20 protein-coding genes and 1 pseudogene are annotated in these 22,366 nt (G+C 67.2%); 11 read left to right on the top strand and 10 right to left on the bottom strand.

What is annotated here, in order from left to right; all coding sequences use genetic code 11:
* Position 1: 1 nt before the first annotated feature.
* The gene (locus tag A5697_RS20210; RefSeq protein WP_068011802.1) at positions 2-1,147 is read right to left on the bottom strand and encodes an LLM class flavin-dependent oxidoreductase; all 1,146 of its coding nucleotides are present in this window, start codon (positions 1,145-1,147) and stop codon (positions 2-4) included.
* Between the two features lie 388 nt (positions 1,148-1,535).
* Between A5697_RS20210 and A5697_RS20205 the strand changes: the two genes are divergently transcribed.
* Positions 1,536-2,402, top strand: coding sequence for an esterase family protein (locus A5697_RS20205; protein ID WP_304442491.1), 867 nt, complete (start codon positions 1,536-1,538; stop codon positions 2,400-2,402).
* A 366-nt stretch (positions 2,403-2,768) separates the two neighbouring features.
* Positions 2,769-6,086, top strand: coding sequence for a LuxR family transcriptional regulator (locus A5697_RS20195; RefSeq protein WP_068011801.1), 3,318 nt, complete (start codon positions 2,769-2,771; stop codon positions 6,084-6,086).
* Between the two features lies 1 nt (position 6,087).
* Here A5697_RS20195 and A5697_RS20190 read toward each other — a convergent pair whose 3' ends face one another.
* The gene (locus A5697_RS20190) at positions 6,088-6,774 is read right to left on the bottom strand and encodes a GDSL lipase (RefSeq protein WP_067946220.1); all 687 of its coding nucleotides are present in this window, start codon (positions 6,772-6,774) and stop codon (positions 6,088-6,090) included.
* A gap of 91 nt (positions 6,775-6,865) precedes the next feature.
* Positions 6,866-8,116, bottom strand: coding sequence for an acyltransferase (locus tag A5697_RS20185; protein ID WP_068011800.1), 1,251 nt, complete (start codon positions 8,114-8,116; stop codon positions 6,866-6,868).
* A gap of 325 nt (positions 8,117-8,441) precedes the next feature.
* Between A5697_RS20185 and A5697_RS20180 the strand changes: the two genes are divergently transcribed.
* Positions 8,442-8,867, top strand: a complete 426-nt coding sequence (locus tag A5697_RS20180) for an STAS domain-containing protein (RefSeq protein ID WP_067946218.1) — start codon at positions 8,442-8,444, stop codon at positions 8,865-8,867.
* On the opposite strand, the gene A5697_RS20175 is transcribed toward A5697_RS20180, so the two are convergent.
* The 7 genes and pseudogenes from A5697_RS20175 to A5697_RS20145 form a co-directional block, all read right to left on the bottom strand.
* Positions 8,854-9,117, bottom strand: coding sequence for a hypothetical protein (locus A5697_RS20175; protein WP_068011799.1), 264 nt, complete (start codon positions 9,115-9,117; stop codon positions 8,854-8,856). The genes A5697_RS20180 and A5697_RS20175 overlap by 14 nt on opposite strands.
* Entirely contained in the window at positions 9,114-9,632 is a 519-nt protein-coding gene (locus tag A5697_RS20170; RefSeq protein WP_082953510.1) for a DUF3093 domain-containing protein, read from the bottom strand. Before A5697_RS20170 ends, A5697_RS20175 begins: the two co-directional genes overlap by 4 nt.
* Before the next feature lie 55 nt (positions 9,633-9,687).
* Positions 9,688-10,671 (bottom strand): porphobilinogen synthase, encoded by a 984-nt coding sequence (gene hemB / locus A5697_RS20165; RefSeq protein ID WP_068011797.1) that lies wholly within the window; start codon positions 10,669-10,671, stop codon positions 9,688-9,690.
* A 130-nt stretch (positions 10,672-10,801) separates the two neighbouring features.
* The gene (locus A5697_RS20160) at positions 10,802-12,457 is read right to left on the bottom strand and encodes a uroporphyrinogen-III synthase (RefSeq protein WP_068011796.1); all 1,656 of its coding nucleotides are present in this window, start codon (positions 12,455-12,457) and stop codon (positions 10,802-10,804) included.
* A 23-nt stretch (positions 12,458-12,480) separates the two neighbouring features.
* The gene (hemC, locus tag A5697_RS20155) at positions 12,481-13,425 is read right to left on the bottom strand and encodes a hydroxymethylbilane synthase (RefSeq protein ID WP_068011819.1); all 945 of its coding nucleotides are present in this window, start codon (positions 13,423-13,425) and stop codon (positions 12,481-12,483) included.
* A gap of 13 nt (positions 13,426-13,438) precedes the next feature.
* Positions 13,439-14,809 (bottom strand): glutamyl-tRNA reductase, encoded by a 1,371-nt coding sequence (locus tag A5697_RS20150; RefSeq protein WP_068011795.1) that lies wholly within the window; start codon positions 14,807-14,809, stop codon positions 13,439-13,441.
* A gap of 7 nt (positions 14,810-14,816) precedes the next feature.
* A pseudogene (locus tag A5697_RS20145) lies at positions 14,817-15,181 on the bottom strand (glutaredoxin family protein).
* 59 nt (positions 15,182-15,240) lie between these two features.
* Here A5697_RS20145 and A5697_RS20140 point away from each other — a divergent pair.
* From A5697_RS20140 to A5697_RS20105, 8 genes are all read left to right on the top strand, one after another.
* Complete coding sequence (locus A5697_RS20140; RefSeq protein WP_067944745.1) at positions 15,241-15,549, top strand: WXG100 family type VII secretion target; 309 nt, start codon at positions 15,241-15,243, stop codon at positions 15,547-15,549.
* Positions 15,542-15,832 (top strand): WXG100 family type VII secretion target, encoded by a 291-nt coding sequence (locus A5697_RS20135; RefSeq protein ID WP_067944777.1) that lies wholly within the window; start codon positions 15,542-15,544, stop codon positions 15,830-15,832. The genes A5697_RS20140 and A5697_RS20135 overlap by 8 nt, the downstream gene beginning before the upstream one ends.
* Positions 15,833-15,836: 4 nt before the next feature.
* The gene (locus A5697_RS20130) at positions 15,837-18,410 is read left to right on the top strand and encodes a TNT domain-containing protein (RefSeq protein WP_068011794.1); all 2,574 of its coding nucleotides are present in this window, start codon (positions 15,837-15,839) and stop codon (positions 18,408-18,410) included.
* A 28-nt stretch (positions 18,411-18,438) separates the two neighbouring features.
* Entirely contained in the window at positions 18,439-19,116 is a 678-nt protein-coding gene (locus tag A5697_RS20125) for a hypothetical protein (protein ID WP_231972121.1), read from the top strand.
* A gap of 15 nt (positions 19,117-19,131) precedes the next feature.
* A complete protein-coding gene (locus A5697_RS27835) occupies positions 19,132-19,764 on the top strand; it encodes a hypothetical protein (protein ID WP_156673384.1) in 633 nt (210 codons plus the stop codon).
* A gap of 186 nt (positions 19,765-19,950) precedes the next feature.
* Entirely contained in the window at positions 19,951-20,856 is a 906-nt protein-coding gene (locus A5697_RS20115; RefSeq protein WP_068011792.1) for an HAD family phosphatase, read from the top strand.
* Between the two features lie 45 nt (positions 20,857-20,901).
* Positions 20,902-21,414: a MaoC family dehydratase N-terminal domain-containing protein gene (locus A5697_RS20110; RefSeq protein ID WP_067944748.1), complete on the top strand. Its 513-nt coding sequence runs from the start codon at positions 20,902-20,904 to the stop codon at positions 21,412-21,414.
* 10 nt (positions 21,415-21,424) lie between these two features.
* On the top strand, positions 21,425-22,354 hold the full coding sequence (locus A5697_RS20105) for a cyclopropane mycolic acid synthase family methyltransferase (RefSeq protein WP_068011791.1): 930 nt from the start codon (positions 21,425-21,427) through the stop codon (positions 22,352-22,354).
* Positions 22,355-22,366 lie beyond the last annotated feature (12 nt).

Raw genomic sequence — 22,366 nt, 5'->3', positions numbered from 1 at the left:
CTTAGTGGGCCGAGGCGACCGCGAACGGCGTCGCCGATACCGGGTGCGACTGGCGGTTGGGATGGCGCCACAGGCCCATTCGCTCCAGCAGCGGCAGGACGCCCTCGCCGAACCAGTAGGCCTCTTCCAGGTGCGGATATCCCGACAGGATGAAGTGGGTGATGCCGAGTTTGGCGTATTCGGCCAGCCGTTCGGCGACCTCGGCGTGCGACCCGACCAACGCGGTGCCCGCTCCGCCGCGGACCAGCCCCACGCCGGCCCACAGGTTGGGCCCGACCAGCAGCCGGCCGCTGCTGCCGCCATGCAGGTCCAGCATGCGGCGCTGCCCCTCCGATTCGCTGCGGGCCAGGCTGGCCTGTACCCGCTCGACGTCGGCGGGGTCGACGGCGGCCAACAGCCGGTCGGCCTCGGCCCACGCCTGCTCGGACGTGTCGCGGCTGATCACATGAATCCGCAAGCCGTACTGCAGGATTCGGCCGGCGTCCACGGCCAGCCCACGGATCCAGTCGAGCTTCTGCGCGACCGCCGTGGGCGGCTCACCCCAGGTGAGGTAGACGTCGCTGTGCTTGGCGGCAACCGGGCCGGCCGCCGCCGACGATCCGCCGAAGAACACGGCCGGCACCGGGTCGGGCGGATTGTTCAGCTGCGCGCCCTCGACGCGAATGTGCTCTCCCGCAAAGGTGACCGGCGCCGACGAGGTCCACAGTTGACGCACCACGTGCAAGAACTCGGCGGTGCGCGCATACCGCGCCTCTTTGTCCAGGAAGTCCCCGTAGGCCCGCTGCTCGTGGGGTTCGCCGCCGGTCACGACATTGAGCAGCAGCCGCCCGCTCGAATGCCGCTGGAAGGTCCCGGCCATCTGCGCGGCCAGGGTGGGGCTCAGCAGCCCGGGCCGGAAGGCGACCAGAAACTTCAGCGTCTCGGTGGCCTCGACCAGCATCGCCGTCGTCAACCAGGCGTCCTCACACCACAATCCGGTGGGGGTGAGCACGGCCTCGAAGCCATTGTCCTCGGCGGCCGCACAAATCTGGTGCAGGTATTTCAGCGTGGCGGGCCGGTCCCCGGACATCGGAGTCCCGTGTCCGCCCGCCACCAGGTTCCGGGAATCACCGTAGGTCGGCAGAAACCAATGGAACGCCAAACTCATCCTCAACCTCTTTCAATCCACGACGCCGGGCACGAAAGCTCCATCGTGCGAAACTTGCGGCCGGCACGGGAGGGTTGAAACCGTCGAGATTGCATCCCCGTCCGGCGGCCGTGCCGCCGCGGCGGGTGGCGCCCGCCCGGGCGAACAGACGTCCCCGCCGCATATCGCTTGTTACCTTGTGGCACAAAGGAATAGCAGCGCGTGGAGACACGCGGCGGGCGTCGCGATGATGGCCGTAGCACGGTACCGCAACCCGCCCGGCAGACCCGCCGTCCGGTGCACCGCAGGTAACCGGTTCATGACCGATCGGTCACGCGAGATCACACAAACATTCCATTTCGGCGTGGCTCGGGCGGGAATTCCCGGTCAGCGCGGCATCATTGCGATCATGCCTGACCTGACACGCCGGGCGGTGCTGAGAATGGGAGCCAGCACCGGCCTGGGAGCCGCTGGCGTGTTCGCCTTAAGCGCCCTGCTCGACCCGGTCAGGCCGCTAGCGGCGACGTTGCCGCAGGCCCCCGCCCCGTTCGAGCCGTCGGCGGCGAGCAGCAACCTGCCCACCAGGCTCACGGGTTCGTTCGTGTCTGCCGCCCGCGGGGGGGTGAAGACGAATTACGTGATCGCGTTGCCGCCGGGCCAAACCGGGATGCTGCGACCCGTGATCGCGCTGCACGGCAAGGACGGCGACGCGAACATGATGCTCGACTGCGGTGTCGAGCGAGGGCTGGCCCAGCTGGTCAAGGAGGGCAAGCCGCCGTTCGCGGTGGTGGGCGTCGACGGCGGCAGCGACTCCTACTGGCACAAGCGGGCCGACGGCACCGACTCCGGCGCGATGGTGCTCGACGAGCTGCTGCCGATGCTGTCCACGATGGGCTTCGACACCTCCCGGGTGGGATTCATGGGCTGGTCGATGGGGGGCTACGGGGCGCTGCACCTGGGTGCCAAGCTGGGGCCGGCGCGGACCGCGGGGATCTGCGCGATCAGCCCGGCGTTGTACGCCTCGTTCGCCGACAGCGCTCCGAAGGCGTTCGACAGCGAGGACGACTTCACGCAGAACAGCGTGCTGGGCGTGCCCGCGCTGTCGCAGATCCCGCTGCGCGTGGACTGCGGCACCTTCGACCGCTTCTATCCCGCCACCCGCCAATTCGTCAGCCAACTCAAAACGCCACCGGCGGTCAGCTTCACGGTCGGCGGACACGACATGACCTGGTGGCGTCTCATGTTGCCCGGCGAACTCGCCTGGATGGCGACCTAGCGGAGACCCCATGAGCGTCCGGCCTAGCGAACTCCCCACCCGCCACACCGAGCGGGCGGTGAAGCGGACCGGATTTCGCCCCGACATCGAGGGCCTGCGGGCAGGTGAACGGCTATGAACTTCTGGCGGTCGACGTACGTCATATCAGCGAAGGGTTTTGGGAGGTTGTGGAGATGACTCCGCTGCTGCTGGCCTGCATTGCGGCCGCCGCTCCGATCGCCGGGTTCGGCTTGCTGAACTTGCAAGCCCGCCTGGAGCGATGGGACTACGAGCGGCACGCCGAAGACTGAACCCGGGTCGTAGCTGCGCGTAGCGGCCGGCGGAGTTGCGCGTTTTCGCTGATGTTTTCCCCCTCAACGTCCCCGCATGCTGGCTAACATGATCGACATTCATTCGTCGGCGGACACGCCGCTGCTGGACTGGAGCGAGCAGAGCGTGAGCGAGCTGCCCACAGGGACCGTGACTTTGCTGCTCGCCGACGTGGAGGGCTCCACCCGGCTGTGGGAGACCCAGTCTGACACCATGACCACGGCGCTCGAGCAGCTGAATCAAACCGTGAACGATCTCGTCGCCGCCCACGATGGGGTGCGGCCCGTCGAGCAGGGCGAGGGCGACAGTTTCGTGGTCGCCTTCGCCCGCCCCAGCGACGCCGTCGCGTGCGCGCTACGACTCCAGCTGGCCGTGCCGCCACCGATCCGGTTACGCATCGGCCTGCACACCGGGGAGGTGCAGCTGCGCGACGCCGGCAACTACGCCGGGCCCACCATCAACCGGACCGCGCGGTTGCGCGACCTTGCTCACGGCGGGCAGACCGTACTGTCCGGTGCCACCGAACCGCTGGTGCTCGACCGGCTACCGGCCGATGCCTGGCTGACCGACCTGGGCGTCCACCCGTTGCGCGACCTGCCGCGGCCGGAACGCGTCGTGCAACTCAATCACCCCGGCCTGACCAACGACTTCCCGCCGTTGCGAGGGGCGAATGACGTTGCCAATGCCCATCTTCCGACACAGTTGAGCAGCTTCGTCGGCCGGGGCACGCAGATCAGCGACATCGGACAGATCTTGAAGGAAAACAGGTTCGTGACCCTGACGGGGGCGGGGGGTGTCGGCAAGACGCGGTTGGCGGTGCAGGTCGCCGAGCAGGTTGCCGACGTCTTCCCCGGCGGGGCCTGGTTCGTCGATCTCGCTCCCGTCACCAATCCCCTCGTCGTGCCGGTCACCCTCGCGCGCACCCTGGGTCTTGCCGACCAACCGGGCCGCTCCACCATGGAGACGGTGTCGAAGTTCGTCCGGGACCGCAAAATGCTGTTGGTACTCGACAATTGCGAGCACCTACTGGATGCCAGCGCCGCTTTGGTCGTGGCCCTGCTTGATGCGGGCCCGGAGGTCACGGTGCTGGTGACCAGCCGGGAGCCGGTCGGCGTCGCCGGAGAGCTGACCTGGCGCGTGCCGTCGCTGTCGGTCGACGACGAGGCCGTCGATTTGTTCGTCGACCGCGCCCGCCGCACCAGACCGGATTTCCAACGCACCGAAGACAATTCGTCCGCCATCGCCGAGATCTGCCGGCGCCTGGACGGCATGCCGCTGGCGATCGAGCTGGCGGCGGCGCGGACCCGCACCCTGTCGCTGACCCAGATCGTCGACAGCCTCCATCACAGCTTCCGCCTCCTGGCCGGGGGTGCGCGCAACGCGGTTCGCCGCCAGCAGACGCTGCGCGCTTCCATCGACTGGTCCCACGCCATGCTCACCGAGCCGGAGCGCGTCCTGTTCCGCCGCCTGGCCGTGTTCATGGGCGGTTTCGACCTGGACGCCGCGCACGCCGTGGGCGCCGACGCCGGCGTGGAGCACTTCCAGCTCATCGACCTGCTCGGGCTGCTGGTCGACAAGTCGCTGATCGTCACCGAGGAAATCGACGGCGCGATGCGATACCGCCTGCTGGAGACCGTGCGCCAGTACGGCCTGGAAAAGCTGGCCGAGTCGGGCGAGGCCGAGGCCGTCCGGATCCGGCACCGCGATCACTACACCGCGGCCGCCGTGACGCTGGAAGCCCGGATGCGCGGCGACGGGACACCGTTGGTTCCGTGGGCCGAACTCGAGATGGCCAACCTACGGGCGGCCCACGCGTGGAGTTGCGACGCCGGGGAGTTCGAGTCGGCGTTGCGGCTCGTCTCGGCCTTGCAGCGGCTGTGGGTGACGCGTGCACGGTTCCGCGAGGGCGTGGCCGGGTTCGAGGCCGTCTTCGGCGACGAGCGGTACCGCGACGCGGACGTGGCGCCCGAGGTCTGGATACGGGCGGTCGCCGACGCGGGGCTGCTCGCGGTCTGGTACTCCGTTCCGGCCAGCCTCGAGCGAGCGGAGGAAGCGCTGGCCGCCGCGCGGCAAGTCGGTGATCAGAAACTCATCGCTCACAGCCTGCGCACCTGCTGCATGCTGGCCTTCAACGACCCCGAGCTGGCCGCGCCGCTGTTCGCCGAGGCCGTCGACATGGCTCGCGCCTCGGGTGACCTTTCGGCCCTTTACCACGTGCTCGCCTACCAGTGCTTCGCCGGCAACGTCGCCGGCGATCCGGTCGCCTCGCAGGCGGCCGGCGAGGAGGCACGAGACCTTGCCGACCGGCTCGGCGACAGCTTCATGTCGCGGTATAGCCGAACGTTCCTCAGCAGTGCGCTGTCGATGCAGGGCAAGCTAGCCGAGGGCCTCCTCGTATCCACCGCGCTGGTCGAGGAGGCTCGAGCCGCCGACGACCGCCCGATGGAGGTATTCGGTCTGATCACCCTGGCACAGGCGCTCTCGTGGACCGGTGACGCCGCGGCGGCGAGGGCCGCGGCCGAAGCCGCGCTGGAAATCTCGGCCACTCTGGGCGGTTTCCACGAGGACACGATCTACGTGGCCTTCGCCAACGCCGCCCTGGCCCGCGGTGATGCCGCGAGCGCGACACGGGCCTGCGAGGCGGCGTGGCGGCACACCTATCCGTTGAAGGAGCTGTTCACCAGAAGCCTGGTGCCAATGGCCGAGGCTGCGATGAGCTGCGGCCATCACCTCGCCGCCCGCCGCTGGGCGGACGACACCGTCGCAACGGTTCCCGGGTGCTATCGGGCGGCGGCGCTGACGGCGCGGGCCCGGGTCGCCGCCGCCCAGTGTGAGCCGCAGCAGGCTGAACGCGATCTCCACGAAGCCGTTTCGCTCGCCGAGCGCACGGGCGGCCACCTGTATCTACCCGATACCCTCGACTGTCTCGCGGCACTGGCCGCCGTTACCAATCCTGAGCATGCCGCGCGGCTTTTCGGGGCGGCCGAGGCCGTGCGGCAGCGCCACGGCACGGTGCGCTTCGAGGTGTTTCAAGCGGACTACGACGCTTCGCTGGCGCAAGCGCGGGAAGCCTTGGATCCCAAGGCTTTTGAAGCCGCATGGGCGGAAGGCGCCGCGCTGTCCACCGCCGAGGCCATCAGCTACGCGCAGCGGGGCCGCGGTGCGCGCGGGCGACCGGCGAGCGGTTGGGAGTCGCTGACGCCCACCGAACTCGACGTCGTTCGGCTCGTCGGCGAAGGGTTGCCCAACAAGGACATCGCCGCGCGGCTGTTCGTTTCGCCGCGCACCGTGCAGTCTCATCTGACGCACGTCTACACCAAACTCGCCGTCTCATCGCGGGTGCAGCTCGCTCAGGAAGCGGCCCGGCACGGCTAGGTCAGGTCGACAGCTGCGTGCGGATCAGCGGCGCGATCTTGTCCGCCATGTATTGATGGCCCGCGTCGTTCGGGTGCACACCGTCCGCCCCGATCAAATCGGGCCTACCGACGAACCACCGTTCGGCGATCGGGTCGACCCAGGTCGCCCCCGCGCCCGCGGCCGCCGCGCCGAGCGCGTCGCGAATCTGCAGGATCGGGAGCGGCACGTCGGCGGTCGGCCACGGCGGCCCGATCACCAGGAACCGTGCGGACGGCGCCAGGCTGCGGGCCACATCGAATGCGCTGCGGGCCTTTTGACCGATCACACCCGCATCGATGGGCTCATCGTTGCGGGAACCGAAGAACACCACCAAGACGTCGTCGCGCTGCACGGCCCTCGCGGTCAGGTCCTCGAAGACGCTGCCATGGTCGCCCGGCATGCCGTAGCCGGCCCTGCCCTCGGCCGCGACGTCGGCCGAGATCCGTTCGCCGCGCGCCGCGAGCACGTCCCAGGCGCGGGCGGGCCACGACCTCGGGCCCAGCCCACCTTCACCGGTTCCGGTGGTATAGGAGTCGCCGATGACGGCGATGTGGTTCAACCGGAAATCCAGGGTCAGTGTGTCGTACGTGCGCACCTGAGCCGGGTAGGCGATGCCGACGCCGACCAGAAAGGTCAGGCCGATGACAAAGGTGGCCAGACGACTCACCACTACCTCCCCCGTCAACGGCATCGTCATGTGCCACTGGATTTTCATCGATTATCCGCCGCCGGCTCGCGGCGGTGCGCTAACGCAACCGTCACACCGCGCGGACCGAAACAGCTTCCAGCGAGCGGTCTATCGGATGGACCTTGCCCTTCGGCGGCTCGTCGGGATCGCTTCTCGCGGTGACGGCTTTGACGTCGACCATCCGGCGCATCCAGCGGCGGGCGGGCTCTTCGACGAAGTGATACATCACGATCGAGATGATCACGGCGATCGCGAGCAGGCCAATGATGTTCCATTTCCAGGGATTTTCCTGCGGCCGCAGCTCGAACTGCTCGACGGACCAGCCCCACGCGGTGTGCACCAGCTCGTGAACCATGTACAGGCAGAACGAGATCTGCCCGCCGTACACCATCAACCGGGTGGACAGCACCCGCGGCAGGCTACCGACGCCGATGGCCAGCGTGATCACCAGCGGAATGAACAGGATGTCAACCACCCCGCCGCTGTCGTTCTCCACCACCCCGGAGATCGGGTGCGCGTCAAACCAATAGAGGACGCCGACCATGGTGCCCAGCAGAAGCAGGGACAGGTAACCCGCCACGCGGCGGCCGCGATCGGTCAGCCGCAGCCGGCGCACCGCCGCGCAAGCAAGCGCGCCCGCGGTGAACTGGGTGACGATCCGCGGAAGCCAGCTCCACGGGGTGTAGAAGTGGCCACTGGCCAGGAGCATGACCACGGGCGGCAGTGCCGCCGCGAACGCCAGCACCATCAGGCTCCGCGCCCGCGTTGCCTGCTTCATCCGCAAGATCACCAGCACCAGCAGACCGAAAAGCAGATAGGCCAGCCATTCCGCGCTGATCGACCAGGCCGGCCCATCCCAGCTCGAATCATCGAAAAACGGCACGAACCACAACTGCACCAGCAGGATCTGGCGCACGTAGCTGATCGCGGTGAGCTGAGCGGCGTCAGGCGACGGTACGTGGCCGACATGCAGAGTGAAGATCACCCAGAGGGCGGCGAGATGCAGGGTGACCAGGTACACCGGCCAGACCCTGGCCAGCCGCAGCCACAGGAAGTGCAGGGTCGCGCGCGTCGACCATGACCGGCCCATGCGGTCGAGGTAGTTCCAGGTCAAGACGAATCCGCTGAGGATGAAGAACAGGTCGACGCCCTGCGCTCCGCAGTTGAGCACCGGCGCGAGGGCGTCGTGGAAATCGGTCCCGACGTCGCCCAGCATCGGGCGGAAGTGGAACAGCACGACCCACAGGGCGGCGACGATGCGGAGTCCCGTCAGGGCCTTGATCTCGCCCCTGATCTCTCCCGTGATATTTCCACCGCGCACAGCGCTTTTCTTTCCGCCTGGACTCTGCTGTTCCGTTCGCCTTCTAGGTCGGCTGACCGGGCGACCACGCGATGTCACAAGCCCCCGCCTCGCAACCGGTAGCCATGGCAGCCTAGCAGCGCAATGGCCCGGGCGCGCGGACGGTTGTGGTGTGGCACGCGGCCTTTCGCCGATAATCCGCGCCCGGCGACCTTTGCTCGCAAAAGGCGGAAATCGCGGTGACAATCGCTTCTTAGCAAAACGTTAGATGCGGCTTTCACCCTCCTTAACCTTGGGGTTTAGCGTCAGAACACATAGCGAACGCCACGGAGAGCGAGGGGTGTTCATGACGATCGCCGACGTCCTGACGCGGGAGCAAAACGGCATCTTTCACTGCGACGGCGCTTGGATCCGGGCCCACCGTCGCCAGCTGGCGACCGTGGTGACGATTCGGGGTGAAATCAACGCACTCAATGCCGACCGAGTCGCCGGACACATTCGCCGTTTCATCCTCGGAGAGGACCGTGTGGTGCTCGACATGAGCGGCGTCACCCAATTTGCTGGGCCGGAGATTTCGCTTTTGCAAACCTTCGATGACGACTGCCGCGCCGAAGGGGTGCAATGGACGCTGGTCGCCAGCCCCGCGGTCACCGAGTCGCTGGATGACGGCGGTTTTTCGGACGAACACTCGGTGCCCGAGGCCCTGCACGACCTGGCCGACGCGATCGCCAGGCGTCGGCGGCTGGCGCTACCGCTGGTCAGGACGTCGTAGAGCGTCGCTCCCGGAGGTGCCGGCCGGTTCCGACCACCGCCAGCACTGCGGCACTCGTCAGCAGCAACAGGGTCAGCAACAGCAGCTGCGGGTCATACACCGTTGACGTGGTGAACGGCTGCCCATCCGCGATGGGAGCCACCGCCACCGAGTGATGCGAGTGCGACCAGCTCAGTCCCGCGCCGACGAGCGCGGCGCAGGCCAGGCCGAGTTCGACCAGCACCGCGGTGCTCCATCGGGAGGCGCTCACTGTTCGAGTCCAGTCTCGTCGTCGCGGTCGCCGTCGATGGTGTCCGAGCGAGCGGGTTCGACCCGCTCCTGGACCAACGGGGTCAGCACCGCGCGGAGCTGACGATGCCGGCGGGCCCAGGCCTGAACGGTGCGTCTTCCGGTGAGCTGGAGCCCGATACCGATCCGGCCGCGGGGCACCCCGACCAGTTCGCCGAGCGCCCGCGCCGCCTGCCAGCGGGCCAGCTCCTTGCCGGAGGCTTCGTGGTTCTCGGGTTCGGGATACACCCTGAGGATCTCGCGCACCAGTATGGTTTCGGTGCCCTGACGCAAGGCGTCTTCGGTGAGCTCGACCGAGACATGAATCCGTGCCGCCTTGACCTGCAACCCGACGAACCCCGACACCAGGACCAAAAAGATCACCGGTATCAAGAACGACACGGGGGCGCCGCTCCAGATCTCGATCAGGATCATCGCGCCCGCGGCCACCGGCCCCCACGCCACCCACCACCAGCTGGCACCCGGTTCGTAGAACAACGGCTTGGGCTCGGCGTCTCTCGCTGTCGGCTGTGATGTCAAAGCACGCCCCATCTCACGAAAGCCAACCGGCCGCGTCCGCGGCCCAATACGTCAGCACGATATCGGCTCCGGCACGGCGGATGCTGGTCAACGACTCGAGTGCCGCCACCCGCTCGTCGATCCAATTGTTCGCGGCTGCAGCGCAAATCATGGCGTACTCGCCCGAGACTTGGTAGGCCGCCACCGGCACCGGCGAGATGTCCGCCGCGGCGGCCAACACGTCGAGGTAACCCATCGCGGGTTTGACCATGATGATGTCCGCGCCCTCGTCGAGGTCCAGCCTGATCTCGCGCAGCGCCTCGCGGAAGTTTCCCGCCTCCTGCTGATAGGTGCGCCGGTCTCCGGACAGGCTGGAACTGACCGCTTCCCGGAAGGGGCCGTAGAACGCCGAGGCGAACTTCGCCGCGTAGGCCAAGACCACCACATCGGTGAAACCCGCGGCGTCCAGGCCGTCGCGGATCGCCGCCACCTGACCGTCCATCATCCCGCTCGGCCCCACCACGTGCGCGCCCGACTCCGCCTGTGCGACAGCCAGTTTCACGTACCGAGCCAGGGTCGCATCGTTGTCGACCCGGCCCCTGGCGTCCAGCACGCCGCAGTGGCCGTGGTCGGTGAACTCGTCCAGGCAGGTGTCGGCCATCAGCACCGTCGCGTCGCCGAGATCCTTGGCCAGGTCCCGCAGGGCGAGATTGAGAATGCCATCGGGGTCGGTGCCCGCCGACCCCGCCGGGTCCTTGTCCTCGTCGCGCGGCACGCCGAACAGCATCAACCCCCCGACCCCGGCGTTGACGGCATCGGCCGCGGCGCTGCGCAGCGAGTCGCGGGTGTGCTGCACGACGCCGGGCATCGACGCGATCGGTCGCGGCTCGTCGATGCCGTCGGCGACGAACATCGGCAGCACCAAATGCCTTGGCTCCAAGGACGTTTGCGCCACCAAACGACGCAATGCGGGGGTGGAGCGGAGCCGACGCGGGCGCTGCCGCGGAAATGCGCTCATCAGCGGCGACCCGTCGCGCCCGGCTCCGCCCTCGTGTGGCGACCCGTCCCCCGCAAGCGGGAGGTGCCCCCAGCGCCCGGCTCCGCCGCGCTTGCGATCACCACGGCCGCGCTTGCGATCGCCGCAACCACTAGCGCCTGCGGCTCTTCTTACGCGGCGGTGGCAGCGCACCCTCGGCGCGCAACCGCGCGGCGTGCTCGGCCAAAGCGTCGACCAGCGGACCGACCGCGGCCGTTTCCGGCTGCACGTCCACCCGCAAACCGAATTCGGCGGCTGTCTCGGCGGTCTTGGGACCGATGCAGGCGATGATCGTCCGCGCGTGCGGCTTGCCGGCGATGCCGACCAGGTTGCGCACCGTGGAGCTGGAGGTGAAGCACACGGCGTCGAACCCGCCGGTCTTGATCATCTCCCGCGTCTCCGCCGGCGGCGGGGCCGCCCGCACCGTCCGGTAGGCGGTGACGTCCTCGATCTCCCAACCGCGTTCGCGCAGCCCCTCGGCCAGCGTCTCGGTGGCGATGTCGGCCCGCGGCAGCAGGACGCGGTTCACCGGGTCGAAAATGCTGTCGTAGGGCGGGAAGTCGTCCAGCAGACCCAGCGACGACTGCTCCCCGGCCGGCACCAATTCGGGGCTGATCCCGAAGGCACGGACCCGATCGGCCGTGGACTCGCCGACACAGGCGATCTTCACGCCCGAGAAGGCGCGGGCGTCCAAACCGAACTCGCCGAACTTCTCCCACACCGCGCGCACTGCGTTGGTGGAGGTGAACACGACCCACTGGAAGCGACCGTCGACCAGGCCCTTGACGGCCCGCTCCATCTGCGCGGGGCTGCGTGGCGGCTCGACGGCGATGGTAGGCACCTCGATCGGCAGCGCACCGTAGGACGTCAGCCGCTCGCTCATCTCGCCGGCCTGATCCTTGGTGCGCGGCACCAACACGGTCCAGCCGTAGAGGGCGCGGCTCTCCCACCAGTTCAGCTTCGCCCGGCTGGCCACCGTCTTGCCGATGGTCACCACCAGCGGTCCGGTCAACGGGCCCGCCGGGTCGGTCGCGCCCAGAACGGCCGAGTCGGTCAGACCGCCCAGTGTGGTCTCGATCGAACGCTGCTGGCAGGTGGTGCCGTGCGCGGTCACCACGCACGGAGTGGTCTCGGCCAGCTCGTGCTCGATCAGGGTGCGCGCCGCGTCGGCCAGATGCGACGTGGTCGCCTGCAGGATCAGCGGGCCGGGCGCAGCAGCCAAGGCATCCCAGTCCACGTGTGGGTCGCGGACGTCGGCAACGGTGTGCGACGAGCCCAGCGGCAGCCCCGCGTAGGTGGGCACGGAGTCCGTGGGAGCCAGGCCGGGCACGATCTCGATGTGCAGGTGGCTCCGCGCGACGGCGTTCACCTCGGTAATGACCGCGTCGACCGTCAGCGGATCCCCAGCCACCAGCCGCACCACGTCGGCGCCGGTGCGGGCCTCGGCGGTCAGCGTCTTCGCCACCTCGGCGGGCTCGCCGAGCGCCGGACGGACGTCGGGGCCGGCCGATATCACCGCGGGTTGCTCCGGGCCGGTGGCGGCGTCGCCTCCACCAGCGGGGGCTTCGGCGGGCGCCGGGCCCGAAACCGGTGGCAGGTCTTTGCCGATCAGCGCCAGCACCGGCTCCGGCACGTCGGGGTCGGTGAACACCAAGGCGGCGTTCGCCAATACCGTGGCGGCCCGGGTAGTCAGGAGTCCCGGATCGCCGGGACCTGAACCCACGTATGTGATGCGGCCGGGTCTCGGCTTGCGCCCTCGCGTCGTCATTGTCGCTCCCACGTCACTCGCAATTAATTTCCTCGTGCCGGGTCCTGCCGCGCTTCCTGCATGAGTTCTCGGGCGCCGAGTTCGAACAACTCTGCGGCGACCGAAACCCCCAGCTCACGCGCCCGATCGGCGGTGCCGATGCCGGACGCGCGGATCACGTCGGATCCGTCCAGTGCCGCCACGCACCCGCGCAGCGACAGCTCTTCGAAGACTCGGCCTTCCTCATCGATGGACTCGACCACCTCTGCGATCGCGCCCACCGGTGCGGAACAACCGGCCTCCAGTTCGGCCAACAGGGCTCGCTCCGCAGTGACCGACGCACGCGTGTCGGCGTCGTCCAACTCCGCCAGCACTGCCACCAACTCATCGCCGGCGCGGCATTCGACGGCGAGCGCGCCCTGAGCCGGTGCTGGCAACATCTGCACCGGCTCTAACGTCTCGGTGACATCGTCGAGGCGACCGAGCCGGGCCAGTCCGGCCCGAGCTACCACGATCGCGTCGAGATCACCATTGCTTACCCTGTTCAACCTGGTATCTAGGTTGCCTCGTAGGGGGCGGATTTCCAAACCGAGACCCAATGCCCTAAGCTGCGCGGCCCGGCGCGGGGACGACGTGCCCACCAGCGAACCGGCCGGCAACTCCCCGAGCACCAGCCCGTCGCGGGCCACCACCACGTCGCGGGGGTCGTTGCGCGGCGGGATGGCGGCGATGGTGAACCGCGGGTCGTCCGCGGTGGGCAAATCCTTGTGCGAGTGCACCGCGGCGTCCACCCGGCCGTCGTTGATCGCCTCACGCAGCGCGGTGGTGAAGGCGCCGACGCCCAGGGTCTCGATGGGCGCCGACGAGCGGTCGCCGGCGGTGCTGATGATCACCAGCTCCGCGGGATGACCGTTAGCGATCAAGGCGTCCCTGACGAGGCCGGCCTGGGTGGTGGCCAAGAGACTGCCCCGGGTACCTATCCGGATCACGTTCGCCAATCGGCTATTCGGCCGACGGTTCTTGCGTTCCGGCGTCGAATCCCGTTGATATGACGGGCAATTCACCCGCGGCGACGGCATCGACGGCGGTCTGGTCGAGTTCGAAGAGTTCACGCAACGCCTCGGCGTAACTGTCCCCGCCGGGGGCGCTGGCGAGTTGTTTGATCCGCACGGTGGGCGCATGCAGCAGCTTGTCCACCACCCGCCGCACGGTGCGCGCCACCTCCTCGCGGTGGGCGCTCTCCAGGCCGGGCAGCCGGTTGTCCAGGCGCAACAGCTCCGCCTCCACCACGTCGGCGGCGCGCTGGCGCAAGGCCGTCACCGTCGGCGTGACCTCGGCCATGCGCTGCCCCGCCAGGTAGGCGGCGACCTCGGCCGCCACGATTTGGCGCGCGGCGTGGACATCGGAGGCCGCGGCGTGCGCCGACGGCTCGTGCTGCACGCGGTCCACGTCGACGACCCAGACACCGGGCAGACCGGCGACCGCGGGGTCCACGTCACGCGGCATGCCCAGGTCGCAGATGACCAGCGGGCGGGTCGACTCGTCGCGGCGCGCGGCGGCCAGCGCATGGTGCACGTCGGCCAGCGTGACGACCGGACTCACCGCGCCTGTGCAGCTGACCATGACGTCGGCGTCGGCCACCGCGTCGGCCAGGCGGTCGAGTGACATCGCGTCGGCCTGCACACCGGATTCGCGGAGTTTGCGGGCCAACCGCTGCGCGCGGGACAACGACCGATTCAGGACGTGCACGTGCCGGATGCCGGCCCGGGTCAGGTGGGCCGCCGCCAGGGCGCCCATCGCTCCGGCGCCGACCAGCACGGCGGTCTTGCCCTGCAGCCCGCCGAGCCGGCGTTCGGCCATGTTCAGGGCGACCGACACCACGGAGGCCCCCGCCGCGTCGATGGCGGTCTCGGAATGCACCCGCTTCCCCACCGACAGCGCCCGCTGGGCCAGCTCATGCAGCACCCGGCCGACCGTGCGGTTGCTTTCCGCGGTGGCATACGCGCGGCGCACCTGGCCGAGCACCTGCTGCTCACCCACGACCGCGGAGTCCAGCCCGCTGGCCACCGCGAACAGGTGCTCGACGGCGGCCTCGCTGTAACGGACGTACGCGTACTTGGTCAGGTCCCCCATGGACATTCCGGAGTGATCCGACAGCACCTGCCCGATTGCCGCCAGCCCGCCGTGGAACGCGTCCACCACCGCGTAGACCTCGACTCGGTTGCACGTCGACAGCACCATCGCCTCGGTCACCAGCGGCGACTGCAACACCCGGTCGACGATCTTGCCCTGATCGGATTCGTCGATGGTGAGCTGTTCCAGGACGGAGACCGGCGCACTGCGGTGCGAAACCCCGAAAAGCAAGACGCTCACGGCAGCATCACCTGGCCAGCTCCCTTGCTTTCTCCAGTAATTGAACTGGTTTCCAAGGTAATCGTTTATCAGGTGGGCTACCAAATAATTGCCCATGGGCCCTCATCGAGCGAGATCCGCGCGCAGCCGGGGCTCGTCTATATCCCAGTAACTGTGCTCGCGTCCGTCGAGCAGGATCACGGGCAGCCGGTCGCCGAACTCGGCGCGCAGCCCCGGGTTGCCGGCCGAGGCGGCGGCGTCGACGTCGATCGTCGACAGGTCGAAGCCCAGCTCAGCCGCCAATTCGGCGAGCCGGGTGTGTACGCGTTCGCAGATGGTGCAGCCGTCGCGGGTCAACAGCTCCACCTGCGGCCGCCGGGGGGCGTCGGTCATGGCCACCAGTGTGGCATTGGTGACTTGTGAGGCCGCCTACCAGGCGTTATGTTCCGGCTATGGCTGACGAGACCCTGCGGGTTGATCCGGTGGTGATGCAAAGCCATGCCGTCTCCATCGCCGGCGCGGCCGAGCATCTCTCGGCCGAGTTGAGCCGGCTAGACGATCAGGTAAGTCAGATGCTCGGCGGTTGGCAAGGAGCGTCGGGTAGCGCGTACGCCTCGGCGTGGGAGCTTTGGCATCGGGGCGCGCGTGAAGTACAGCTCGGGTTGTCCATGCTGGGCCATCTCGTGGGGCAGGCCGGCGAGGGCTACCAGGCCAACGAGGCCGGATCCGCCCAGGCGGAGCGGGCGGTGCGTGGTGGCTGAGGCGTTCCGGGTGGATCCCCAGGCGTTGGCCGACGCCGTCCAGCGGATGGCGGAGTTTCAGCGCTACGCCGAGGACATGATCGCCGAAATCGATTCTCGCGTAACGCGTTTGCACACCGCCTGGACGGGGCAGGCCGCGACCGCTCATGCCGAGGCGCACCAGCACTGGGTGCGCGGCGAGGCGATGATGCGTGAGGCGCTGGCGCAACTCGCGAAGGTGGCCACGACCGCGCACGGCAACTACACCGGCGCCATGTCGACGAATCTCGGCATGTGGTCGTGACCAGATGGCGCCGCTGGCGTGTGATCCGACGGCCCTAGACGCCGCCGGCACCGCCGTGCTGGCCGCCGGCGAGTCACTGGGATCGGTGATCTCAACCTTGACGGCGGCGTTGGCCGGCAGCGCCGGCATGGCCGGCGACGATCCGGTTGGCGCGGCGTTGGGCCGCTCGTACGACGGTGCGGCGGCCAAGTTGCTCGACGCGATGGCCAGCACCCGGAATGGGTTGTGCAGCATCGGCGACGGGGTGCGGGTGTCGGCCCGCAACTACGCCATCGCCGATGCGCAGTCGGATGTCACGGGCCGGGCCGCGGGTCTGCCGACGCCGCCGGTGACCGCGCCGTTGAGCGTTGGGGCGAAGCCGCCCTCGGCTGTCGGCGCCGGTAGTGGCGCCCCGGCGGGCTGGGGGTGGGTGGCCCCCTACATCGGAATGATCTGGCCCACTGGCGATTCGGCGAAATTGCGGGCCGCCGCGGCGGCGTGGACCAGCGCGGGGGCGAGTTTCATGGCCACCGAGACCGCGGCGGGCGGCGGGACAATGGCCGCCATTGGTGCCCAGCAGATCCCGGAGGGCGCTGCCATCAACAAGGCGTTGTCGGATGCCTCCGAAGCCACCATCAACGTTGCACGCCAATGCCAAACTATCGCCGCCCAGCTCAACAGCTACGCCGCGAAGCTCGACAAGGTACACGCGGCGATCCTGGATCTGCTGTCGCGCATTTGCGATCCGCTGACCGGAATCAAAGAGGTCTGGGAGTGGCTCACCGACGAAGACGAAGACGAGATCAAGAGGATCGCCGACGACATCCGCACGGTCGTCAACAACTTCGCTCAGGAAGCCGAGACGCTGGGCGATCAGATCAACGCCACCATGTCCGCGGCCGCCGCCGCGATAGAGGGAACGAGCCGTTGGGCGGGTAAAGAGTGGGACCACTTCCTGCACGGCACCCAGGTGGGGAGAGTCCTCAACCACGTCGGCCAGACCCTGAAAGGCGTCGGCGTGGAGGGCTACGACTTTCTCCAGGGCCTCAACCAATTCAGCCCGACCCGCCTTCAATCCGATCCGGTGGGCTTCGTCAAAGACACGTTGGGAATGGTGGAAGGGGAAGCCACTCTGGCGGGGTTGGGCCCCGACGGTCTACACGGTGCCGGCCAGGCGTGGAAAGCGTTGGGTAAAAACATCATCCACTGGGACGATTGGGCCTCACACCCGGACGAAGCATTCGGAAAGACCCTCTTCGACGTCGGAACCTTGGCGCTGCCTGGGGGACCGCTGTCGAAGCTCGGGAAGTGGGGCCGCGACGCCGCCGCTGCGCTCAAGGGCGCACGGCTGCCGGAGGGCGTGAAACCGCCTTCGGTGAAGCCGCCGACGGAGCCACTGCCGACGGGTCCCAAGCCGCCGGAATCGGGACCACCCGCACCCCCGGCCAAGCCGGAGCCCGGCAGGCCCGCACCTCCCGCCGCGGGCAAGCCCACGCCCGGGCCCTCCGACGGCCCCCTTCCGCACAGCCCGACGGAGTCGAAGCCGCCGGTCGGCGAGAAGCCCCCCTCGGGTGAGGCGCCCAAGCCGGCCGCCGCGCCACCCGGTCCGGCTGACAAACCGGCGGTGCCCGCGCCGGCCGAACAGGCGCCACTACCCCACTCGACGCCGGCCGAGCCGGTGCCAGCCCACGCGCCGGCTGCTCCCGGCGGCGAACCGATCGCGCCACCCAGCGCGGGTCTGCCATCGCCGCCGGAGCCCCACCTGCCGACGCCACGTTCGGTGCCGATGGGTGGCGGGCCTGCCGAAGCAGCGCCTCCCGGCCTCGGTGAAATGCCCCACGGTGGGGAACCGGGTGCGCACCCGCCCGAGATGCCGGGCGGGAGCCCCCACGACGGTCCGCCGCTTGGCGATGGCGGCCAGCCGCACCCGCCCCACGACAACGCCCCGGCACATCAGCCCGGCGAAGGCGATGGGCCCCATGATGGCGACGGCCACGCGCCGCACGACGGCACGCCTTCAGATGATCCAGCTGATGGACACCTACCGCATACAACACCGTCTGATTTGCAGCCTTGGTATCAAGAGCAGCTAACGCTTGCCGAATCCCCTGAGCGGCTCGTGCGCGACCTCATAGAGCACGGGTGTCCCCGCGATCTTGCCGAATCAGCGCTGCACAGCCCCTATTCAGGAATGAAATCGCAAGAAATTCTAGATAACTATTGGAATCACGCTGAAGGGACGTGGAAGTGGCCGCTGGAGAATGGGTTCGCCGATGGGAAATGGCAGACAGCTCGCAGCATCCCAGAAGACGTATGGCTGGACAGAATTGGAGAGGTAAGCGATCAGCGAGGCGATTTTATGGGCGCAGTCGGCGATAGTTATCCTGAACGCAGCCTGGCCCCCGGCTCATCAGGGGATTACCATCGATTCCACGGCACAGGTCAGGAATTACCCGAGGGCTGGCAAGTCAGGTACGGAAGAGTGGGTGATGAGTTTGGCCAGCCAGGCGGTGGAACACAATGGGTCGTTGTTGACAAGAACGGCAAGACTGTTCTGATCAGATGGTTACTTGTAAACGGTTACCTGGCTCTAGGATAGCTCGGCAAGCAAGAAGGGGTGTTCAGAGTTGGCCGAAAACTTCAGCACAGAGGGCGAATATGGTGACTTTATCGCCCATTACAACCTTTGGCGCAAGATTGCCAACAACGCCGGCGACGGACCCTACGACGAAGCGGAGAGACAAGGTGACCGTCTATACTTCCGCTCTGACTACTCAAGGAAAGTTGAAAAATGGCCCGAATGGGCGGAGCAAGGCGACTGGGGAGCTTGGATAATCGCGCGCACACAGCTGGGTTACTTCAGCGTTTTAAGCTCGTTGAAGCACGAAAGAGCGTCGCAGCGGGATGAGGAAGTCAGGGTATTGTTTTCAACATTCTCGGACGCAGGAAAATACATCATTATGCGCGTTGCAGATAGCGCCCGCGTGAGCCTTCGTTTACAAACGCAATTCGTCAAATGGAACCACAGCGGCCTCGACCCTCGTATAGCGATCGAGGCCGCGGATCCGGACGTTATCAATCTTCTCAAAAGCGAGTACCCTGGTCTTGAAGAAGGCTTTGCGGAGCAATATCTCAAACGCTACACGCTCACAACACGGCCCGATTCGTATGGATTTGCATTCCCCGAAGACGAGCCAAGAATGCAAGTCCTGCTTTTATCGTTCGAGGAGTTAACCGAGGCGCTGCTCGAAGGTATCCCCGAAGACATCGCTTTAATCGCGCGATCCCAGGATAATGGGTATTAAGCGTATACGAAACGTATGGCTGATTACACGCTCGACCTCACCACGATCCCACCATTCCTGCACCGACTCGTAAAGTACTGGTACGAGTGGCAGGAAATCCACCTGCGCGGTCAAGGCCGCTCGCCCGGCGACGCTCAGCGACAGCCAAGGGGATGGGAATCTCAGGAGCAAATTTTCTGGGGAAGACGGACGCCCAAAATGACGGGCAGCCACGAGTTAGCCTTCATTGACGACGGCGATGTATCTTACTATTTGACTTGGAAGGGTGGGCAATTTTTCATCGATAGCGAAGAACGGGGTTCGCGGCGTACCTACTGGATGTTCAGAAACTACGGCGACGCCGAAAAATACTTGGCATTTTTGATTAGTCAGATGGCTCGCCCTGGGAAGTACACCAATTCTCCCAGCTTCCGCTGGTATCGAGAGGGTCTTAATCCCGTGGTCTCGCTCAGTAAGCCCGATCCGGCCAATTATCCTGGGCGCGTCAGCATGACGGTCGATGACGAACCGAGTGACCGGGGATGGATGCCAGAGCATGGTGCGATCGCGGCGTCACATCTGATCGTTCTAACTTTCGAGGATCTCGATTCCGTGCTGCGCCAAGGCGTTCCGTCCGATTGGTTCACACTCAACATTCGCAGCGCCTGAGCACCTGCCCCACACAGAATCTCCCCAGCGAGCGTCACGCTACCTTCACACTCGGCGTCGAGCGTGCGGCTGGCTTCACACTCGGCGGCACGGCATAGCTGACGCCCCCAGGCCATCTCCCCGATAGGGTTGAACATCGGGACCCACTGGGTCGCCAGGCAACACAGCGATCTAGGAGGTTTGGCGATGACTTCCTCTGACCCGGTCAACGGGGACCTCAGTCGCGTTGACTTGGAGTCGTTGGCCGCCGACGCCAGCGCCGCCCGCGCGCTGGAAGGCCTGCGGGAGGAAACCGCCGACGAGGACCGCCCGCAGCCGCCGGTCGACCTGACCGCGGCCGCCTTCTTCGACGTGGACAACACGCTGGTGCAGGGCTCCTCGGCGGTGCACTTCGGTCGCGGTCTCGCGGCGCGCAACTACTTCACCTATCGCGATGTGCTCGGCTTCATCTACGCCCAGGCCAAGTTCCAGATCCTGGGCAAGGAGAACAGCAACGACGTCGCCGCCGGCCGGCGGAAAGCGCTCGCCTTCATCGAGGGCCGCTCGGTCGAACAACTGGTGGCTCTGGGCGAGGAGATCTTCGACGAGATCATCGCCGACAAGATCTGGCCGGGCACCCGCGAGCTGACACAGATGCACCTCGACGCGGGCCAGCAGGTCTGGCTGATCACCGCCACGCCGTACGAACTGGCGGCGACCATCGCGCGGCGGCTCGGCCTGACCGGCGCCCTGGGCACCGTCGCGGAGTCCGTCGACGGGGTGTTCACCGGCCGGCTGGTCGGCGACATCCTGCACGGGACCGGGAAGGCGCACGCCGTCCGGTCGCTGGCGATCCGGGAGGGCCTCAACCTCAAACGGTGCACCGCCTACTCCGACAGCTTCAACGACGTGCCCATGCTGTCGTTGGTGGGCACCGCGGTCGCCATCAACCCGGACGCGCGGCTGCGCACCCTGGCCCGTGAACGCGGCTGGGAGATCCGCGACTTTCGCACCGCCCGCAAGGCCGCCCGAATCGGGGTCCCGTCGGCCCTGGCGCTCGGGGCGGCCGGTGGCGCACTGGCCGCGGTAGCATCCCGGCGGCAATCGCGCTGATAGGCTGCGCCGCTGAGACCTATTCGAGCGGAGAGCGACAGCGGTATGACAATCCCCAAGGGAGCCGAAGGGCTCATCGGCAGCCATTACCGGGCGCCGGATTACTTCCTGGTCGGCCGCGAGAAGATCCGGGAGTTCGCGCTCGCCATCAGGAACGACCATCCGACGCACTTCAGCGAAGCCGACGCCGCCGCTGCCGGGTACGACGCGCTGGTGGCCCCGCTCACCTTCCTCGCCATCGCGGGTCGGCGCGTGCAGCTGGAGATCTTCACCAAGTTCAGCATCCCGATCAACATCGCGCGAGTCATGCACCGCGACCAGAAATTCAAGTTCCACCGGCCGATCGTCGCCGGGGATAGGCTTTATTTCGACACCTACCTAGACTCTGTCATTGAGTCCCATGGCGCCGTGATCACAGAGATCCGCAGCGAGGTTACGGATGCCGAGGGCAAACCGGTGATCACCAGTACAGTCACGATGCTGGGGGAAGCCGCAAACAACGAAACCGACCACGAAGCAACCGTCGCGGCGGTCGCGTCCATATCAGCGGGAAAGTAGGTTCGAATCTATGACTTCACAGGGGGAAACGGGTAGCACCCAGCTCAAGCCGCCGGTCGAGAAGGTCCGGTCCCACTACGACAAGTCGAACGAGTTCTTCAAGCTCTGGCTCGACCCGTCGATGACCTACAGCTGCGGATACTTCGACGAGAACCCGGACCCGCAGAATCTGACCAAGACGCTGGAAGAGGCGCAGTACGCCAAGCGCAAGCTGGCCCTGGACAAGCTGAACCTCGAGCCCGGCATGACGCTGCTCGACATCGGCAGCGGCTGGGGTTCGACCATGCGGCACGCGGTGGCCGAGTACGACGTCAACGTCATCGGCCTGACGCTCAGCGAGAACCAGTACGCGCACTGCGTGGCCGAGTTCGAGAAGATGGACAGCCCCCGCCGCAAGGAGGTGCGGATCCAGGGCTGGGAGGAATTCCCCGGCGACGTACCGATCGACCGCATCGTGTCGCTGGGCGCGTTCGAGCACTTCGCCGACGGAGCGGGCGACGCCGGGTACGAGCGTTACGCCACCTTCTTCAAGAAGTACTACGACCTGCTGCCCGACGACGGCCGGATGCTGCTGCACAGCATCGTGGTGCCCACCGCCGAGGAGGGCAAAGCGATGGGCTTGCAGGTGAACATGACCCTGCTGCGGTTCATCAGCTTCATCCTGAAGGAGATCTACCCGGGCGGAAAGTTGCCCCAGGTCAACCTGGTCGACAAATACGCGACGGATGCGGGTTTCAAGATCGAGCGCCACCACTTCATCGGGAAGAACTACGTGCCGACGCTGACCGCCTGGGGGGATGCCCTCGAGGCCCACAAGGAGGAGGCGATTGCCCTGAAGGGGCAGGAGACCTACGACATCTACCTGAAGTACTTGCGGGGCTGCTCGGACCTGTTCCGCGACGGCTACACCAACGTCTGCCAGTTCACAATGGTCAAATAATCCAAACGCAAA

This window comes from Mycobacterium sp. E3251, from assembly GCF_001666835.1.
Lineage (GTDB): Bacteria > Actinomycetota > Actinomycetes > Mycobacteriales > Mycobacteriaceae > Mycobacterium.
This window is presented reverse-complemented; position numbering and strand designations above follow the sequence as displayed.

Bases quoted from the DNA above. Each gene is read 5' to 3' on its own strand.
- A5697_RS20160 (WP_068011796.1), bottom strand. From the start codon at position 12,457: ATGACGACGCGAGGGCGCAAGCCGAGACCCGGCCGCATCACATACGTG.
- A5697_RS20210 (WP_068011802.1), bottom strand. From the start codon at position 1,147: ATGAGTTTGGCGTTCCATTGGTTTCTGCCGACCTACGGTGATTCCCGG.
- A5697_RS20115 (WP_068011792.1), top strand. From the start codon at position 19,951: ATGACTTCCTCTGACCCGGTCAACGGGGACCTCAGTCGCGTTGACTTG.
- A5697_RS20195 (WP_068011801.1), top strand. From the start codon at position 2,769: ATGCTGGCTAACATGATCGACATTCATTCGTCGGCGGACACGCCGCTG.
- hemB (WP_068011797.1), bottom strand. From the start codon at position 10,671: ATGAGCGCATTTCCGCGGCAGCGCCCGCGTCGGCTCCGCTCCACCCCC.
- A5697_RS20205 (WP_304442491.1), top strand. From the start codon at position 1,536: ATGCCTGACCTGACACGCCGGGCGGTGCTGAGAATGGGAGCCAGCACC.
- A5697_RS20180 (WP_067946218.1), top strand. From the start codon at position 8,442: ATGACGATCGCCGACGTCCTGACGCGGGAGCAAAACGGCATCTTTCAC.
- A5697_RS20105 (WP_068011791.1), top strand. From the start codon at position 21,425: ATGACTTCACAGGGGGAAACGGGTAGCACCCAGCTCAAGCCGCCGGTC.
- A5697_RS27835 (WP_156673384.1), top strand. From the start codon at position 19,132: ATGGCTGATTACACGCTCGACCTCACCACGATCCCACCATTCCTGCAC.
- A5697_RS20130 (WP_068011794.1), top strand. From the start codon at position 15,837: ATGGCGCCGCTGGCGTGTGATCCGACGGCCCTAGACGCCGCCGGCACC.
- A5697_RS20110 (WP_067944748.1), top strand. From the start codon at position 20,902: ATGACAATCCCCAAGGGAGCCGAAGGGCTCATCGGCAGCCATTACCGG.
- A5697_RS20140 (WP_067944745.1), top strand. From the start codon at position 15,241: ATGGCTGACGAGACCCTGCGGGTTGATCCGGTGGTGATGCAAAGCCAT.